Source organism: bacterium (assembly GCA_035307765.1).
Classification (GTDB): domain Bacteria; phylum Sysuimicrobiota; class Sysuimicrobiia; order Sysuimicrobiales; family Segetimicrobiaceae; genus Segetimicrobium.
This window is the reverse complement of the sequence record DATGHU010000042.1, coordinates 48,690-66,004: the sequence shown is the minus strand read 5'-3', so window position 1 is coordinate 66,004 and position 17,315 is coordinate 48,690. Positions and strand designations below refer to the sequence as shown.

Genomic DNA, 17,315 nt, shown 5'->3' with positions numbered 1-17,315 from the left:
TGTCCTCGAGGGTCATGCCTGTCTCCCCCCTTCCGAAGGTTGCGAGCCCTCGGTTGGAGATTTCGGAGGCAGAGGCGTGACCCTCTTTTCATGAGGAGACCTCCATCAGTGTCAACACTACATCCAAACAGGACATTCTAGGCCGCCGCCTCCCTCGAGGACAGGCACACGTTGCCTCGAGAAATTCCCACAAGTGGGGAAGCAAGCCGCCCTTCCGCCACGGGCGTTCACACTCTGTAGCGCGTGGGCCCCTCCGTTGACGCCGGCGCCGCCTCCCTTGTGCTTTGCCGTCCCGGCGCCGCCTGAAGTTCTCAGATCCTTTCGTCGGCCGTTCAAGGGAGCAATGAGATCCACTCGTCTCGTCGGAGTTTTGCCTCGAGTCCAGCGAGGTAGGTATTCCGTTGGTCCAGTTTTTCAAGCAACCAGGCCATATCGCGCTCGGCTTCCGGATACCGAGACAAGTACCTCCAGCGGGACAGTTTCTCGACTATGTCATGAAGTCGTTCGTCGTCCGTCACGCCAATGTGCTTCACGGTGTTCGGTAAGGTCTTCCTGCCGAACGGCAAACTGTGATTGGTCCGATGCCGCAACCGGAATGACGGTTGGCGTCGCACCAAACGGGACCGACGGCTGCGCCAAGGACCGCAGACCCCCCTTCGCGAACGTAGACGACGACAGACGGAATATTCTGGTAGGGAGCGCCGAACGGAGGGTGTTGCATGTACTTCAAACAATTCCTCAACGAGCGGTGTGGGTGCGCCTCGTACCTGATCGCATCCCGTCAGTCCCATGAGGCCGCCGTTGTCGACGCCGCGATGGAAACCGACCAGTACGACGAGTTACTCAAGGAACGAGAGTTCCGCCTGAAGTATGTGATCGACACGCATGTTCATGCCGACCATGTGTCCGGTGCGCGCCGCCTGGCGGCGAAGCACGGTGCGGAACTGTGCCTGCATGAGTCGGCGGCGGTCACCTATCCGTTCCGGGGGGTCAGGGACGGTGAAGAGCTGCCCCTCGGGCAGCTCCGTCTGCGGGTTCTCCATGTTCCGGGACACCGGCCGGAGTTGGTCTCGGTGTTGGTCATTAACCCGCCTCGCAGCCCGGAGCCGTCCATGGTGTTGACCGGCGACTCCCTGCTCGTGGGCGACGTGGGCCGCCCGGACTTCGGCGGCGGCGACGCCACCGTGCAGTATGAGAGCGTGACGCGCCTGCTCCGGCTGCCCGATTGGGTGGCGGTGTTCCCGGGTCACTTTGAAGGACCATGCGGTAAGGGCATGTGCGGCCGTCCGAGCACGACGATTGGGTTCGAGCGGCTCTTCAACCCGCTGCTGCGCCTCGGCCGCCCCGAGTTCATCTCAACGCTAGCGGGAAGCGTCCCGGCGCGGCCCCTCAACATGGTCGCGATCGAAGCGACAAACCGCGGCCGGGCCGACGCTGCCTGGGCGATGCTTACCAGCCTGCCGGCGGTCAAGGAAGCGGATGTCGAAAAACTTGACGGCGTGCAGGCGGATGCCGTCCTCCTGGACGTGCGCGAGCCCGAAGAATACGCGTACGATCATGTTCCGGGCGCCGTGAGCCTTCCGCAGGCCGAACTGGCGACGCGGCTGGCTGAGATTCCGCGGGACCGGCCGGTGTTCGTGATTTGCGAGAGCGGTATGCGGTCCCTGCGCGCCTCACAGTTCCTGCGGCAGATGGGTTATGCTCAGGTCACGAACGTGCGCGGCGGCACGGCCGCCTGGCGAAGGTCGGGCAGAAAGGTCGTCAGCGAGCAGGGGCACGGGAAGCCGCGCGTCGTCGAGTCCGAGTGGACGCACGCGGGCGGGACCGGGGCGCCGACCGACTCCTGACCGTCTACCCGTCGGGCATCGACCCGAGCCCGGCTGACGCGGCCTAGGCCGCCGGTCCCTCTCGGGTCCACCGATCCGACGCGGCGACCAACTCCTATCCCACGTTGTATTGAGCGCCTGCCCCTGGAAGGATCACCCGGAGCCCGTGGTATGCGCACCCAAGCACGAGGGGGACAATTTGTGTTCTCCGAGTCGGCTTTGGTTGGGGAGGAGGGATATGGCCCCCCTGGCGTATCCTCGGGCAGCCCTCGCCGCATGCGGGTACCGCTCGTTGCCTCGGGTTTTGCCCCCCCGTTCCATAACGCCGCTTCGGCGCGTGTCAGAGCCGTTCCGGTGAAGCCATGCTTCTGTCAGAAAGCCGTCCCCCAGGGCTCGCGGAACAAGGCACAAGGCTGGAAGCCCCAAATCGGTTCATGGCCGGATGGTGTGGATTTGCCCTCCATCTTATGATTGGAGGAGGCAGGACCGGCTTACTTCGACACGAAAAGTTCCGGTGAACTCGCGTGGAGGTGTTGATGTGACGCAGGAACACAGAGTAGCCCCGGTTATTGTAAGGGCGCTTCGGGGGTTAACGGTCGGGGCGCTCGCAGCAACAGTCATCGTGATGGCCCCTCAGGCGTCGGTCCGGGGCGCGGCGAAGCACTCGGTCGAATTTGCGATCACCGCGGGTGAGAATAAGAGCAATAAGACCATGAACTTCAATGGGCTCAATCGTGGAGCCCTGACGATCACTGTCCCCGCCGGGTGGGAGGTTGTAGTGCACTTTGAGAACGCCGGAGCGTTGAATCACAGTTTGGCCGTGTTGCCCGCCGGCGGGCACCAGCATCCGGAGGCGGCCGCCCCGGTGTTTTCGGGTGCGACCACATCGGATTATAGCGCGGGGTTGTCCAAGGGTGCCAAGGAGACGATCACGTTCGAGGCCAGCAAGGCCGGATCGTACGAGTTTGTCTGCGGCGTCCAAGGGCACGCGCCCGTCGGACAGTGGGCCAACCTGATCGTTTCGGCGACGGCCGACGCACCGAGCGCGGCCCCGGCGGACGCGGTGACGTTTACCGTAAAGTAGCGCGGCCAGTCTGCCCCGGCGCGGGTGCGGGTGAGAAGGCAGGCCTGGTCGGGAGCATTTCGGTCATGAGCGGAGGCACACCGCCGAAGGGGGGAACCGCGTGAGGAGCAGGTCTGGAGGGGGAGAGGTCCTTCCGGAACCGAAAGCGGTACGCACGAGCATTCTGCGTCCGTCCGTCTATCTGCTCACGGGTCTCCTGGGCGCCCTGATGCTCGTGGTGGCATACCCAGCGGTCCGACCTGCCGATGCACTGCCGAGTTTCTCCGGGCAAACGGGTGCGCCATGCAGCGCCTGCCATGTCGGCGGATTCGGGCCTCAACTCACCCCTTTCGGTATCTCTTTCAGAGCCAACGGCTATACCCTCGCTGGGGGCACCGGCCCGTGGTCGCATATTCCCGTCAATCTCGTGGTTTCACCGAGCTTCCAGACCGATGCGAGGGACCAACCGACGGCGCCCGCGGGCTACGGCACGAACAATTTTTTCAATATTCTCGGAAGTGGAACGTCCCTCTTCATCGCGGGGGGGTATTCCTTCGGCGACAACTTTGGCATCGGTGGATTTGAGCAAGTGGGCTTCCTTGCCGTTCCAGGGGGATCGTTGGTCTCATCTGAGGCTACGTCGGACCTCGCGATCACGAAAAATCTCACGTTCGGGGATCACTCGCTCTTGCTCGGGTTCGATCTCGCCAATCAGCCGTCGGGAGGCGATCCCTACAACACCCTCTACAATGGCTTCCAGTTCCCGTATCTCACGCCGTTCGTCGGACCCACGCCGGCTGCGAGCCCGGCGATCAGCGCGCTCGGCACTTCGGTCTACGGGCTCAGCCTGTCGGGTTTGTACGATAACTCAATCTTTGCCGAAGTCGGCCTCTACCAAACATGGAGCGCCAACCTGCTCAGCAGCATGAACATCGCCGCCCCGAGCCTTGGCACCATTAGCGGCGGCGCCCCGTATTTCCGGCTCGCCGACCAGCACACGTGGGGCAATAACTTCTTCGAAGTCGGCGGGGTGTGGATGAATATCCCTCTCCAGCAGATCCCGGGCGCACTCAGCCCCTCGGCGCAAAATCAGTACACCGATTGGGGGCTCGACGCCACCTACCAGCGGCGGTTCGGACCGGACGTCCTCGCCATCACCAGCAACATCCTGTTCGAGACGCAAAACCTGGGCGCGTCCTTCGCCGCGGGTCTGTCAAGCAATGCGTCAAACTCCCTGACGCAATTTCGCCTCGCCGCCTCCTATTACTGGCACGATACGTACGGACTGACGCTCGCGTACAGCGGCATCTCCGGAAGCAATGATTCGACCCTCTTTGCTCCCGCGCCGATGACGGGGAGCGCGAGCGGCAGTCCGAACTCACAGGCCATCATTGCTCAAATCGATTGGACGCCGTTCGGCAGCGATAATGAACACGCGGGTTTTCCATGGCTCAATGTGCGGGTCGGACTGCAATACACCTACTACTTACAGTTCAACGGTGGGACGACAAACTACGATGGAAATGGACGCAACGCCAGCGACAACAACACGCTTCTCTTGTTCACCTGGTGGGCGTTCTAGCGTCTCGTGTCCGGGTACGAGGGGATGCGTGGCGACGCAGCGGCGTCGGTGACGAAGGCCTCGGTGGGGAGGTTCCGGTTTTCCGACTCGCCGCCGTGGTCGTGCGATGAGGTCATAGCCTGGACATCGCTCGACGGCCGAGCGCGTCCTGCCCGTCGGAGGAAGGTCGACACGCTGGCGCCCCCCACCGAGGTCTGGAAGCGGTAAGGTCATCTTCACGGAGGGCTGGGGGAGCGGTGCTCCTTGTGTGTGCGGCCCTCGGCACAAGCATAGGGGCGTTCGACGCAGCCGCAGCGGCAACAAGCGCGACCGGCGAGATCCGCGGCGTGGTGCTCGATGATACGCCCCCGGTGCATCCGGTCGCCGGGCAGCGGGTGAACCTCGAGATCGTCGAGCGCGGTTCCACCTCGACACGGGGGACGACGACCGATCCGAAGGGCCGCTTTGCGTTTTCCAGTCTGCCGCTTGGCGGAATCCGCGTGTTCCTCGTACAGGTTCAATACGGCGGGGTGTCGTACACCGCCCGCGCCGCCTTGACTCCCGCGGTCCCCGCGCGAGACGTGCAGCTGTCCGTGTTCGAGTCCACCGAGGACCGTACGGCCCTGCATGGAACCATCGCGTTCGCCGTCGTCGAGCCCCTGCAACGCGGGCTCCGCGTGAGCGTCATTCAGCGTCTGCAAAATGCGACCGACCGCGCCATCGTCGCGACGGACGCGGATCCCCTCGTGTTCCCACTCCCGCAGGTGTCCCCGCTCCCGCTCGGTCCCGAGCCGGTAGAATTTGTCGGCGGCTGGCGGGACCCTCAGGTGGCGCGCGGGACGATCACCGACGCGACGCCGGTGCTGCCGGGCACGATGGAGGTCGCGTACACGTTCAGGTTCGAGCCGCGCACCCGTACGGCGACCCTGCGGTGGTTGTTGCCGTACGGCGCGACGGACGTGGAGCTGCTCGTGGATCACAGCATTCGGGCGTCCGGGATTGGCGTGCGCGCCAACGGCTCTATTACCGAACGCGGACGACCCTACATTCGATTGTCCGGCGGTCCCGTGCGTGCCGGGACAGCGGTCTCGGTGCGTCTCGATGGGTTGCTGGTGTCTCGGGATCTCTGGCCCGAGATCGTCGCGGGCATGCTCGCGCTCACCCTCGCGTACGGCCTCGCCGCGGCGCTGCGTCGTCGCCCTCCGGCGAGCCACTAAGTACGCGCACAGAAGCCGTCCGTTCATATGGGGTGATGCCGAGGATTTTCTTCAACCCCAATAGGTGTCCGTATCGTTTCCCAAACGGGAGAGCATCACATCAGGTCAAGCGGGGCAGAGATTTCCGGGTCCACTCCGGGAGCTCAACCAACAGGACGGAGGGTACGAGCCAAGGCCACGCGGAGGCTCAGGATGTGGGCTACTTGCACCGCGGCAGCGTCATCACGATGCGCGCGCCGAAATCGTCAAAATCCGTCATTCCGGTGACATCGCCGTTGGCCCCCTCATTGACGATCCGCCGAGGCAATCCGTTTGCCTTGCCCACGGATACGATATCTGTTGTCCTCATCGTCTGTCCCGATTGAGTGTCTGATTGAGTGAAGAGGTATTGATACGTCCGCACGGACGTCCCTTCGATTACGGTATCCGGCCCACGCGACATGTCCACCATGCCGTGGAGGGCTTTGGATTCGAAGGGATCGCCGAAATTCACGCCTTTCAGCGAGGCACCCTTCGGCGGGGCGCTTGTTGGACATTGCCACTCCTCGGGGACGCCGGGCACGCCTGTCGTGCGTTTCCGGATCTGCCCGTCGACGGCGAAGACTTCGTTCGTCCAGACGCCCGTGTCGGTGATTGTGCGGGAGAGTAAATGGTACGAATGCGGTCCCCCGATCTCTATGACCGTCGACGTCATTCCGCTGGACTTGACCGTCACGCGGTACGAGGAGAGCGCCATCAGTTTTTTGAAGGCAGCGTTGAGTTCTTTCCACGCCGCCAGGTCGCCGTGCACCGTGAGCGCGGCATGCGCTCCGGCGGCCGCGAACGTGATGACGCCGACAAGACCGATGATCGCCAGCGCTCGAGACCTCGCGTTCCGCGCGTCCACTGACTGCCCCCAACCCGACGAATTGCTTAGCGCTTCTATGCCCAATTGGCCTGGTTGGGAGACACACGAAGGCGTCATCTGGGCGTTCGAGGTTTGTTTTTTTTGTGGGACTCTGGATTGTGTGTGTCCACTGGGCCTTGGTTACGGGCGCTGTCTCTTGCTCGCTCTCGGCACCCAGGTCGTCACCCGCGGAAGCATCGTGCCGCGCGCCCTCGGGCGGAACGCGATAGTCAGAATCCCGGAGGGACACTCGATATGGTCGGGGAGGAGGGATTTGAACCCTCGGCCTCAGCGTCCCGAACGCTGCGCGCTGCCAAGCTGCGCTACTCCCCGACGCGGCCTTCATTGTAGCATCCACCCTGAAGTCTGACAATTAGCCTCCTCGCCCCGAGGGGCCGGCCGATTTGTCGCCGGGGCGATTTCGTGATGATTGGGCGTCCGTCACGCCTCCGACTCGGACGGGAGGAAAGGAACGGTTCCCGCCTCGCGCGAACGCTCATGGCCTGGAGAGTAGGAACCGGAGGGTGCCGGATGGAAGATTTGGTCGTTGCAGAGCGCGGTGCTGTGACGACGCTGGTGTTCAACCGACCGGCGAAGCGAAACGCGATCAGCTTTGAGATGTGGCAGGCGCTCCCATCCCTGCTCGCAGACCTTGCGGTCGATACGAACCTCCGCGTGCTGGTCATCCGGGGCGCCGGCGAAGAGGCGTTCGCTTCGGGCGCCGATATTTCGGAGTTCGGGCGCGTGCGGGCTGATCGCACGACGGCGCGGCGGTACAGCCGGACGGTGGAAGCCGCCGATCGATCGCTGGCCGAGTTCCCCAGGCCCACGATCGCGATGATCCACGGGTTCTGCGTCGGGGGCGGCCTCGAGGTGGCGCTTGCCTGCGATCTGCGGTTTGCGGCGCGTACCGCTCGGTTCGGTATCACCGCGGCGCGGCTGGGCATCATCTACGGCCTCGCGAGTACGCGGCGGCTCGCGAGCATCGTGGGCCCGAGTCACGCCCGCGACATCCTATTCAGCGGACGGCTCCTGGGCGTTGAGGAGGTTCAAACCATGGGCCTCGTGAACCGGGTCTGCGACCCCGGCACGCTGGAATCGCAAACATACGAATATGCGCATCATCTGGCGGAGCAGGCCCCGTTGTCACAGCGGGGTGCAAAGCTGATGTTGCAGCATCTCCTCGGCGAGGGTGAGATGACGGAGTCGGTCCTGGCAGCGTTCGTCGAGCGAGCATACGAGAGTGACGACTATCGCGAGGGGGTGCGGGCGTTCCTCGAGAAGCGCCGGCCCCGCTTCCAGGGGAGGTAGTCCATGCGTCCGCTCGACGGTATCCGCGTGGTAGACCTGACTCGGTTTCTCGCCGGGCCGTACTGTACCCAGGAGCTCGGGGACTTCGGCGCCGATGTCGTGAAGGTCGAACCCATCGACGGGGACCATTCTCGCTATCAGAGCCTCCGCCAGGATCTGGTCGGCAACAGCTACTTCTTTGCGGCGGCGAACCGCAACAAGCGCAGCATCACGATCGACACTCGAACCGAGGCCGGCAGGGAAATCGTCCAACGCCTGGCGCGTGGTGCGGACGTGTTGGTGGAGAACTTCCGCCCCGGGGTGATGGAGCGACTCGGGTTGGGGGCAGAGAAGTTGCGGCGCGAAAATCCGCGATTGGTCTACTGCCGGATCACCGGGTTTGGGAGTACCGGGCCCTACAGTCAGCGTCCCGGCTTCGATCAGGTCGGGCAGGGGATGTCGGGATTCATGAGCATCACGGGACAGGCTGCGACGGGTCCGACCCGCGCCGGCATCGCGCTGGCGGATTTGACCTGCGCCACCACGGCCTGCCGGGGCATCCTGCTTGCGTTGTTGGCCCGCGAGCGCACCGGACAGGGGCAGGAGGTCCAGGTCGCGATCGTCAACGCCATGGTCGCGTTGCTCACCTGGAGCGCCGGGATGTACTTTGAAACGGACACCCCGCCCGGGGTGGCCGGAAACCATCATCCGCTGTCGTCACCGTTCGGCGTCTATCAGGCGCAGGACGGTCCCTTCAACCTGTGCTCCGGCAACGAGGTGATGTGGAAGCGGTTGTGCGACGCCTTGGGACACCCCGAACTGCTGGAGGATCCCCGGTTTCGCACGAACAACGATCGCGTCGCGCACCGGGAGGAACTGAATCCGATTTTGAACGCGGCGTTTCAGGCGCGAACCAAGGCGGAGTGGGTCGCCTTCCTCAACGAGCGGGGTATTGCCTGCGGCCCGATCTACAACCTGGCGGAGGTCTTTCGCGACCCCCAGATCCTCGATCAGCAGATGCTGGTGGAGATGCCGCACCCGATTCACGGCAAGGTGAAACTGCTCGGGATGCCAGTGAAATTGTCCGAGACCCCGGGGGCGTTCCGGCTGCCCCCGCCGCTGTTGGGGGAACACACGGAAGAGGTGCTGCGCGAGGTCGGGTATACCGATCAGCGCATCGAGGAACTGCGCGCTGCCCACGTCATCGGGCGTCCCCCGCAGCGCTCGTCGCGGGACGTGCGGAAGGCCTGACGGCCGTGCTCGAGAGCGCCGGTCCGCTCGTCGGGCTGCGGGTGCTCGATCTCGGAAACATGATCGCCGGGCCGTGCTGCGCCCGGATCCTCGGCGACTACGGGGCGGATGTGATCAAGGTCGAGCAGCCGGGCCGGGGCGATCCCATCCGCGGGTGGCGGACGCAGGTAGAGGGGCATTCGCTGCTCTGGAAGCTCCTCTCCCGCAACAAGCGCGCGATCACCCTTGATCTGCATCGCGAGGAAGGTCAGCAACTCGCCCGCCGGCTCTACGGTCTGGCCGACATCGTCGTGGAGAATTTTCGGCCTGGGGTGCTGGAGCGGTGGGGGTTGGCGTACGCCCAGGTGGCGGATGCGTGCCCCCGACTGATCATGGTGCGGATCAGCGGCTATGGACAAACCGGGCCCTATCGAGAGCGGGCCGGGTTCGGCGGGGTGGCGGAGGCGATGGCCGGGGTGCGCTTCCTCACCGGGTACCCCGATCGACCGCCAACGCGAGTCGGATTTGCTCTTGCCGATTCGGTCGCCGGGCTCTATGGGGCGGTCGCCGCTCTCGCCGCCGTTGAGGAACGCCGCCGGAGCGGGCACGGGCAGGAGATCGACGTGGCGCTCACCGAGGCGACGTTCAGCCTGCTCGACGACCTCCTGCCGGCGTACCAGAAGCTCGGAATCATCGGGCAGCGCCACGGCACCGGGCTTCCCGGGGTCGCCCCCAGCGGCATCTACCCGACTCAAGACGGCCAGTACGTGGTGATCGGAGCGAACAATGACAACGTGTTCCGCCGGCTCGCCGCGCTGATGGGCCGGTCGGACTGGGCGGAGGATCCCGGGCTCACCGACGATCGGGGGAGGGGAGAACGGCAGGCGGAGCTGGACGCGGCGGTCGCGGCCTGGACGGAGCAGTTTCCGCTGGACGAGTTAACCGCACGCTTGGCGGAGGCGGGGGTCCCGGCGGGACCCGCGTACGACATCGCCGGGATCTGCCGCGACCCGCAGGTCCGCGATCGCGGGATGATCGTCGAGGTCGACGATCCGGACGTCGGCCCGCTCGCCCTCCCCGGAGTCGTTCCTCGGTTCAGCCGCACACCGGGGAGGCTGGCGTGGGCAGGGCCGGCGATGGGCGCGCACAACGCAGAGATCTACGGGGAACTGTTGGGGCTCTCCCGGACGGAGATCGACGCGCTTCACCGGCGCGGGGTGATCTGAGTGCGCGTTCCCCATCAGGTCGCGATCAAGGAGGTGGGGTTGCGCGACGGCCTCCAGCTCGTCGGCGCCGTCGTGCCGACGGACGTGAAGGTCCGTCTGCTCCACGCGCTGCACGCCTCGGGGATCCGGGCGATGGAAGTCACGTCTTTTGTTTCCCCCAGGGCGGTCCCGCAGTTCGGCGATGCGGAGGCGATCGCCCGCGCCGCCCTCGCGCTTCCTCACCTCCAGGTCTCCGCGCTCATCCCGAACTTCCGCGGGTTCGAGCGGGCGCGGGACGCCGGGGTCCGACACTACACCGTGGTGATCGGTGCCACCGATCGCTTCAATGAGCGGAACGTCCGGATGCCCGTGGCGGAGTCGCTGGCCCATGTCGAGGCTATCGCCAAGGGGGTCGACGTCCTGCCCGGGGCGAGCCTCGAAGTAGGGATCGCCGTCGCCTTCGGCTGTCCGTACACCGGCGCCGTGCCGTTCGACGCGGTCGCCCGGATCGTCGAGCACGCGCGGACCCTCGAGCTCCGCGCGATCAGCCTGGGGGATACCATCGGCGTGGCGACCCCAACCCAGGTGGCCTCGACCGTGGCCTGCCTTACGGAGAAACATCCCGACCTCACCCTCGCGCTGCATCTGCACGATACGCGTGGGATGGGGCTCGCCAACGTCCTTGCGGGATGTGATGCGGGGGTGACCAGGTTCGACGGGGCCGTGGGTGGGTTGGGGGGGTGTCCGTTTGCGCCGGGGGCCACGGGGAACATCGCCACCGACGACGTCAACCATATGCTCCAGGCGATGGGCGTCGCAACCGGCATCGACCAGCAGGCGCTCCTCGAGTGCGGGCGCCTGGTGCGCGAGGCGATCACCCCCGATCTACCCAGCCACGCGCTCCGCGTCCACCTCGGGACGGGGTGAGGCCCGCGCCGATGCCGTCTCGCCGCGGACGCCGGTTGGGCGGGCAGGATTTTTCGGGGCGTGCGCGAACCTGAGAAGGAATCGTTGACGCAAATTCGACGCAGCGCCCATCGGAGCAGGACATCGGTGCAGATGTTGCCGCAGCGCTTTGGTGATACTCGGCCGCGCCAGCCGCGGGCGTTCCGCCGGTCCCCCTCTCTGGCCCAGCGATCGACCGAACGGGGTGCGGTGTGAATATCGGGCTCTTCACCGATTCCTACCTGCCGCGCCGGAGCGGGGTCGTCCGGGCCGTGGAAGCCGCCGCCCGCTCGCTGCGGGCGCGGGGGCACCGCGTGGCCATCTTCGCGCCCACCTATCCCGGATTCACCGATGCCGACCCCGAAGTGTATCGGTTCCCTTCGGTCGCGCCGCCCGGGCACCCGGATTTTCCCCTCGCGGTCCCGTACTCCGCGGCTCACCTGCGCACGCTCCGCAGCCTCCACCTGGATCTCGTTCACAGTCACTCGCCGTTCCTGCTGGGGGGCCTCGGCGCCTGGGTTGCCCATGCCTTCAAGCTGCCACTGGTCTTCACGTACCATACGCTCTACGGCGAGTACGCGCACTACGCACCCCTCGTCGGCGAGCTGACCCGACCGTTCATCATCGCCTACACGACCGCGTACTGCAACCGATGCGACCGCGTGCTCGTCTCCGTGCCGTCCATGACGACGCTGCTCCGGCACTACGGGGTACGGACGCAAATCGATGTTCTCCCCGGCGCGGGGATCGACCTGACGGAATTTGCCGCCCCCGATGCACAGGGGGTGCGGGCGCGGTTCCATATTCCACCGGACGTTCCGCTCCTGCTGTTTGTGGGGCGTCTCGCGCGGGAGAAGGGGGTGGCGCTCCTGCTCGAGGCCACGGCGGGCCTGCCCAAGGACGTGTGGCTCCTTCTCGTGGGCGACGGGCCGGAGCGGCCCGAGCTCCAGGCGGAGGCGCACCGCTTGGGGGTGGGGGAACGGGTGGTCTTCGCCGGTGCCCAGGACCACCGGCACGTGGTGGATACCATGTTCGCCTGCGATCTCTTCGTCTCCCCGTCGCAGACCGAGACGCTGGGGCTTGCGGTCGTGGAGGCGATGGCGGCGGGGCGGGCTGTGGTGGCGGTGGAGGGCGGGGCCACCAAGGAAATTGTCCGGGACGGCGAGACCGGACGCGTGGTGCCGCCGGATCCGGAAGCGATCCGCCGGGCGGTCGCCGATCTGCTGGCGGCACCCGAACGGCGTCGGGCCTGGGGAGCCCGCGGGCAGGCTGCCGCGGCCGTATACAGTCAGGACCGGATTGTCGATCAACTGGTCGGGGTCTACGCGGCGATGCTCGCCGGCCGAGGCGTGGTCGCCCATCCCACCGCCTAGCCGTGGATCACGGTCGACGCCAAACGAAGCGATCGTATCCAATGTGCTCCGAGTTTCTAGCGTCTTTGTAGGGGAGGGCCCGGTGTGCGCCTAAAGCGCCTAGAGCTGAGCGGGTTCAAGACCTTCGCCGAGCGGACCGTCATCGAGTTCGCCTCCCAGATCACCGGGATCGTCGGCCCCAACGGGAGCGGCAAGAGCAACATCTTCGACGCGGTCCGGTGGGCGCTGGGCGAGGGTAGCCTGCGGGCCCTCCGCAGCGTGCGGACCGAGGACATCATTTTTGCCGGTACCGAGCGCCGGCGGCCGCTGGGGATGACCGAGGTCACCCTGACCCTCGACAACGAGGACGGGAGTCTCGCGCTGCCGCCCGGGCCGGACGGCGGGAATGTCCCTCCCACCCCGCTCGCCTTCGCCGAGGTGACGGTGACCCGCCGTGCGATGCGCAACGCGGAGAGCGAGTACTTCATCAACGGGCTGCCCTGCCGGCTGCGCGATATCCAGTCGATGTTTCTCGGGACGGGCCTCGGCGGCCACACCTACGCGTTGATCACTCAGGGCGAAGTCGACCGGACGCTGGACGCCACGCCAGAGGAACGACGGATGATCCTCGAAGAGGCGGCCGGACTGGCCAAATACAAGCGCCGGCGCCACGACGCCGAGCGCCGGATGGGCGCGGCGGAGTCGACCCTGCTGCGCGTCACCGACGTGCTCGCGGAGCTCGACGTGCAGACGGAGCAGCTCGCCGCTCAGGCCGAGACCGCGGAGCGGTATCAGGCGCTGACCCGCGAACTGCGGACCCTCGAACTCTCGCTGCAGGTCGACGAGGTTCGCCGTTCCCTCCGGGCGCAGCGCCGCGTCCGCGAGCACCTGGAAGAGATTGCCGCCCGCCGCCGGGAGACGGAAGACGCGGTGCGGGCGCTCGCGGAGCAGCGACAGACCTTGGATCGGCAGGCCGTCGATGCGGGTCAAGAGTGGGAGCAGATCCAGCGCACCCAGGTCGATCTGACCGAGCGCCGGGCCGCCGCGCAGGCCGCGGTGGAGTTGATCGGCGAGCGCCTCCGCGGGGTGGATGCGCGACGCCAGCGGCTCGACCGCGAACGCGCCCGGTGCCGCGGCGATGCGGAAGCGCTGGGAGCGGAGCGAGCCGCGCTCGCCGGTGCCGATCGCGATCTGCTCGCCCGCCAAGACCGCATACGCCAGGACGCCGAGGCGGCAGCGGCGCAGTTGCTCGAGATGGAGGCGGCCGCGACGCAGGGGGAGGAGCAGCTCGAAGCCTGGCGCGCCGAGGTCCGCGCGGCGGCCGAAGTCCGGCTTCGCGCGTGGAGCGAGATGGCCGCGGCCGAGGCTCGGGAAGCGGCGCACCGGGACCGGAGCGCGGGGTTGGGAGCGCGGGTGGCGCACCTCCGGCAGCAGCTGGACACGGCACGGGGAGACGCCGCCGTGCGCGTCGGCGAGTCCGAGATGGGCGAGGCCGAGCTGGACGGTGCGCGCGGTCGGTTGGCGGCGCTGCGGGCCGAGCACGAGGCCTCCTGCGCCGACCGCGAGTCGTTGGTGGGAGAGGAGCGCCGGCTCGAGATTGAGCGGGAGCGGCTCGCTTCTCGCCTTCGGTATCTCGAGGAGGCCCGGGCGCAGTACCGCGGCTATGACGGCGGTGCGCGGGAGATCCTGCTCGCGTGGCAGAACGATCCCTCCCGGGCGCCCGGCTTGGCCGGCGCGGTGGCCGACTTCCTCAGCGTGCCGAAGAATCTGCGGTGGGCGGTCGAGGCGGCGCTCGGCCCGGCCCTCTCCGCCTTGGTCGTCTCCTCCATGGACGATGTCGCCGGGGCGCTCGCGCTCCTGGGAGGGGAAGAACGTGGGGCGATCACGTTTGTCCCGGCGGCCACGATGTCCGCGGAAGGAGCCCGGGCGGTGCCGCCCCCCGTCGGCTCGGATCCCGCGATTCTGGGGCGGGCGATCGACCTCATCCAGATCAGTGGGAGGCACGCCGAGGCGGTCCGCACGTTGCTCGTCGATGTCCTGATCGTCGGGGATGTGGACGCGGCGTTGAGGCTGCGCGGCGCCGGATATCGGGGACGTGCGGTGTCGCTCGCCGGGGAGGTGCTCACCGCGGAGGGGACGCTGATCGTCGGCCGTCGCTCCTCCGATCAGGGGGGGATCCTGGGGCGGAGCGAGGAGGTGACCGAAGTCCGTGAGGCCTGTGCGCGTATGGACGCCTCGCTGGGCACGCTGACCGAGCGCCGAGAAGCGATCGGGGCGCGGATCCATGAGCTGGAAGGGGCGATGGCGGCGGCGGAGGCGCTCGCCGCCCGCCAGTCCGAGCGGGTGGTGGAGTCCCGTCGGCGGCTGACCCTGGTCGAGGCGGAGTCCGGACGGCTGGTGGAAGAAATTGCGCAGGTCAGCGCGGAGCAGGCTGCCGTCGATCAGGAGGTAGCGGCGGCGTCCGAGATACGGGCGCGCGCGGACCGAGATGCGGATGCCCTGGGGGTGCAGCTGGCTGAACGGGAAGCGCAGATTGCCGCCCTCGTCGTCAAACTGCGCGAGCATTCCGGCGCGCGCCGCGCCGGCGCGGCGCAGGTGACCGAGCTGAGGGTGGCGCTCACCGAGGCGACCGGCCGGCGCGAGGGGCTGCGGACTCGGATGCAGGAGGTTGATCGAGGGCTCGCCCTCCTTGCCGCCCGGGACGAAGAGTTGGCCGCCGAGGGCGGGCAGCTCGACGGCGAAGCGGCCGACCTCGCGTCCGAACAGGCGGCGGGGCGGGCGCGCTGCGAGGCGCTTGACGCGGAAGGGGCCCGCCTCGGGGCCGCGCAGGCCGCCCTCGACGACGTTCGCGCGCAGCTCGCCGCGCGGCGGGCGGAAGCGGAAGGCCAGCATCGGGAGGCGCTGGATCGCGCCGCCGCGCTGGCCGAAGAAGTGCACAAGGTCGAGGTGCGGCAGGCCCAGGTGGAAGCCGAACTCGGGAGCGCACGCCGGCGGATGGAGGAGGAGTTTGGGATCTCGTTCGAACGGGCGGTGGAGTCCGTTCCGGAGAGCGTCAACCGGGACGAAACGGCGGGGCGGATCGAGGCGCTGCGGGGTCTGATTGCCGCGATGGGTCCGGTGAATCTTCTGGCGATCGAGGAGCACCGACAGGTGGCGGAGCGCGCTCAGGCGCTCCGCCATCAGATGGAAGACGTCCAGGCCGCGATCGCCGCGTTGCGCACCTTGATCGTACAGTTGGAGGGAGTGATCCGCGGCCAGTTCGACAAGACCTATCATGCGGTCAACGAGGAGTTCGGCGCCATCTTCGCCCGGCTCTTCGGCGGCGGCCGGGCCGGGCTCGAACTGGTGCCGGGAGCCGACGGCGCGGAGCCGGGGATCGACATCATCGCTCAGCCGCCGGGCAAGAAACTGCGCAGTCTCGGCGCCCTCTCCGGCGGGGAGCGGGTGATGGTCGCCCTGGCCCTCGTCTTCGCGATGCTCAGGGTGCGCCCGAGTCCGTTCTGCGTCTTCGACGAGGTCGAGGCCGCGCTCGACGAGGCCAACACCCGCAAGGTCAGCGAGGTGCTCCGCGAGCTCGCCGCGCGTTCCCAGATCATCATCATCACCCACAACAAGGCGACGATGGAGGCCAGCGACGCGCTCTTCGGGGTGACCATGGAGGAGCCCGGGGTGTCGCATATGGTCTCTGTCCGTCTGGTGGAGTCCGACCCACTGGGTGAACCGCAGCCCGTTGGCTAACCCGTCGGGTTGGCTGGGCCGCCTTCGCGCAGGGCTGGCCAGGACCCGTCAGGCCCTTACCGTCCGCATCGACGATCTGCTCGGCCGCGGCATCGGCGAGGAGTTTTACGAGGTGCTGGAAGAGACGCTGATCCAGGCCGACCTCGGGGTCCGCACCACCGCCGCCGTCATCGGCCGGCTTCGGGAGCGGGCCCGCCTCGACGCCCGCTCGCCCGAAGCGCTCCGGTCGGTCCTGGTGGAGATCCTCACCGCCGCGTTGGGAGCCCCGGCGCCGCTCGTCCTGTCTCCCTCCCCCGTCGGGGTGATCATCCTGGGGACGAACGGAGCCGGCAAGACCACGACGATCGGCAAACTGGCGGCCCGGCTGAAGGGAGAGGGGCGTAAGGTGCTCCTCGCCGCGGGAGACACCTTTCGCGCCGCCGCGATCGATCAGCTCGAGGTCTGGGCGGGGCGAGTCGGCGTGGACCTGATCCGCCATCAGGCGGGGGCCGATCCCGCCGCCGTTGTCTACGACGCGGCCCAGGCCACCCGTGCCCGCCACGCGGACGTGCTGATCGTGGACACCGCCGGGCGGCTGCACACGAAGGCCAACCTGATGGAAGAGCTCAAGAAGGTTGACCGCGTCCTGCGTCGGGAGCTGCCGGGTGCCCCCGTGGAGGCCCTCCTCGTGCTCGATGCCACGACCGGGCAGAATGGTGTGGTTCAGGCGAAGCAGTTCAAAGCCGCGCTCCCGCTGACCGGGATCGTTCTGACCAAACTGGACGGGACCGCGCGGGGGGGGATTGTGGTCGCCATTGCCGAGGAACTCGGCCTGCCGGTGAAGCTGATCGGGTTCGGCGAGGGGGTGGACGATCTGCAACCGTTTGATCCTCACGCCTTCGCCGAGGCGCTCTTCGGGCCCGCCGAGCGCGGAGGGTGACGTCGAGACCGACCCGCCGCCGAGGGGAACTGCCCCCGGCGCCGCGCTCCGTCCGTTCACCCCGAGGGGTTCCCAGCGGCCGT

Annotated in this window: 12 protein-coding genes and 1 tRNA gene; 11 read left to right on the top strand and 2 right to left on the bottom strand. The window is 67.3% G+C overall.

Annotated elements, in window-relative coordinates:
• The first annotated feature begins 719 nt into the window (after positions 1 to 719).
• From VKV57_14685 to VKV57_14670, 4 genes are all read left to right on the top strand, one after another.
• Complete coding sequence (locus VKV57_14685) at positions 720 to 1,847, top strand: MBL fold metallo-hydrolase (GenBank protein HLW61149.1); 1,128 nt, start codon at positions 720 to 722, stop codon at positions 1,845 to 1,847.
• Between the two features lie 604 nt (positions 1,848 to 2,451).
• A complete protein-coding gene (locus VKV57_14680; protein ID HLW61148.1) occupies positions 2,452 to 2,910 on the top strand; it encodes a sulfocyanin-like copper-binding protein in 459 nt (152 codons plus the stop codon).
• A gap of 208 nt (positions 2,911 to 3,118) precedes the next feature.
• Complete coding sequence (locus tag VKV57_14675) at positions 3,119 to 4,471, top strand: cytochrome C (protein HLW61147.1); 1,353 nt, start codon at positions 3,119 to 3,121, stop codon at positions 4,469 to 4,471.
• 236 nt (positions 4,472 to 4,707) lie between these two features.
• Entirely contained in the window at positions 4,708 to 5,667 is a 960-nt protein-coding gene (locus VKV57_14670; GenBank protein HLW61146.1) for a hypothetical protein, read from the top strand.
• 199 nt (positions 5,668 to 5,866) lie between these two features.
• Here VKV57_14670 and VKV57_14665 read toward each other — a convergent pair whose 3' ends face one another.
• Both VKV57_14665 and VKV57_14660 read right to left on the bottom strand, forming a co-directional pair.
• The gene (locus VKV57_14665; protein HLW61145.1) at positions 5,867 to 6,553 is read right to left on the bottom strand and encodes a hypothetical protein; all 687 of its coding nucleotides are present in this window, start codon (positions 6,551 to 6,553) and stop codon (positions 5,867 to 5,869) included.
• Positions 6,554 to 6,809: 256 nt separating this feature from the next.
• Positions 6,810 to 6,886: transfer RNA gene (locus VKV57_14660), tRNA-Pro, on the bottom strand.
• A 198-nt stretch (positions 6,887 to 7,084) separates the two neighbouring features.
• Between VKV57_14660 and VKV57_14655 the strand changes: the two genes are divergently transcribed.
• The 7 genes from VKV57_14655 (at position 7,085) to ftsY (ending at position 17,232) form a co-directional block, all read left to right on the top strand.
• Positions 7,085 to 7,864, top strand: a complete 780-nt coding sequence (locus VKV57_14655; GenBank protein HLW61144.1) for an enoyl-CoA hydratase — start codon at positions 7,085 to 7,087, stop codon at positions 7,862 to 7,864.
• A gap of 3 nt (positions 7,865 to 7,867) precedes the next feature.
• Complete coding sequence (locus tag VKV57_14650; GenBank protein ID HLW61143.1) at positions 7,868 to 9,094, top strand: CoA transferase; 1,227 nt, start codon at positions 7,868 to 7,870, stop codon at positions 9,092 to 9,094.
• 5 nt (positions 9,095 to 9,099) lie between these two features.
• Positions 9,100 to 10,299, top strand: a complete 1,200-nt coding sequence (locus VKV57_14645) for a CoA transferase (GenBank protein HLW61142.1) — start codon at positions 9,100 to 9,102, stop codon at positions 10,297 to 10,299.
• Positions 10,300 to 11,205 (top strand): hydroxymethylglutaryl-CoA lyase, encoded by a 906-nt coding sequence (locus VKV57_14640; GenBank protein ID HLW61141.1) that lies wholly within the window; start codon positions 10,300 to 10,302, stop codon positions 11,203 to 11,205.
• Positions 11,206 to 11,435: 230 nt separating this feature from the next.
• Positions 11,436 to 12,596, top strand: a complete 1,161-nt coding sequence (locus VKV57_14635) for a glycosyltransferase (protein ID HLW61140.1) — start codon at positions 11,436 to 11,438, stop codon at positions 12,594 to 12,596.
• Between the two features lie 84 nt (positions 12,597 to 12,680).
• The gene (gene smc / locus VKV57_14630; GenBank protein ID HLW61139.1) at positions 12,681 to 16,313 is read left to right on the top strand and encodes a chromosome segregation protein SMC; all 3,633 of its coding nucleotides are present in this window, start codon (positions 12,681 to 12,683) and stop codon (positions 16,311 to 16,313) included.
• Positions 16,291 to 17,232 (top strand): signal recognition particle-docking protein FtsY, encoded by a 942-nt coding sequence (ftsY, locus tag VKV57_14625; GenBank protein ID HLW61138.1) that lies wholly within the window; start codon positions 16,291 to 16,293, stop codon positions 17,230 to 17,232. Before smc ends, ftsY begins: the two co-directional genes overlap by 23 nt.
• Positions 17,233 to 17,315: the final 83 nt, after the last annotated feature.

What these genes read in the sequence shown, in the direction of transcription:
- VKV57_14680 (HLW61148.1), top strand. Translation starts at nt 2,452, where the DNA reads ATGGCCCCTCAGGCGTCGGTCCGGGGCGCGGCGAAGCACTCGGTCGAA.
- VKV57_14650 (HLW61143.1), top strand. Translation starts at nt 7,868, where the DNA reads ATGCGTCCGCTCGACGGTATCCGCGTGGTAGACCTGACTCGGTTTCTC.
- VKV57_14685 (HLW61149.1), top strand. Translation starts at nt 720, where the DNA reads ATGTACTTCAAACAATTCCTCAACGAGCGGTGTGGGTGCGCCTCGTAC.
- VKV57_14675 (HLW61147.1), top strand. Translation starts at nt 3,119, where the DNA reads ATGCTCGTGGTGGCATACCCAGCGGTCCGACCTGCCGATGCACTGCCG.
- VKV57_14655 (HLW61144.1), top strand. Translation starts at nt 7,085, where the DNA reads ATGGAAGATTTGGTCGTTGCAGAGCGCGGTGCTGTGACGACGCTGGTG.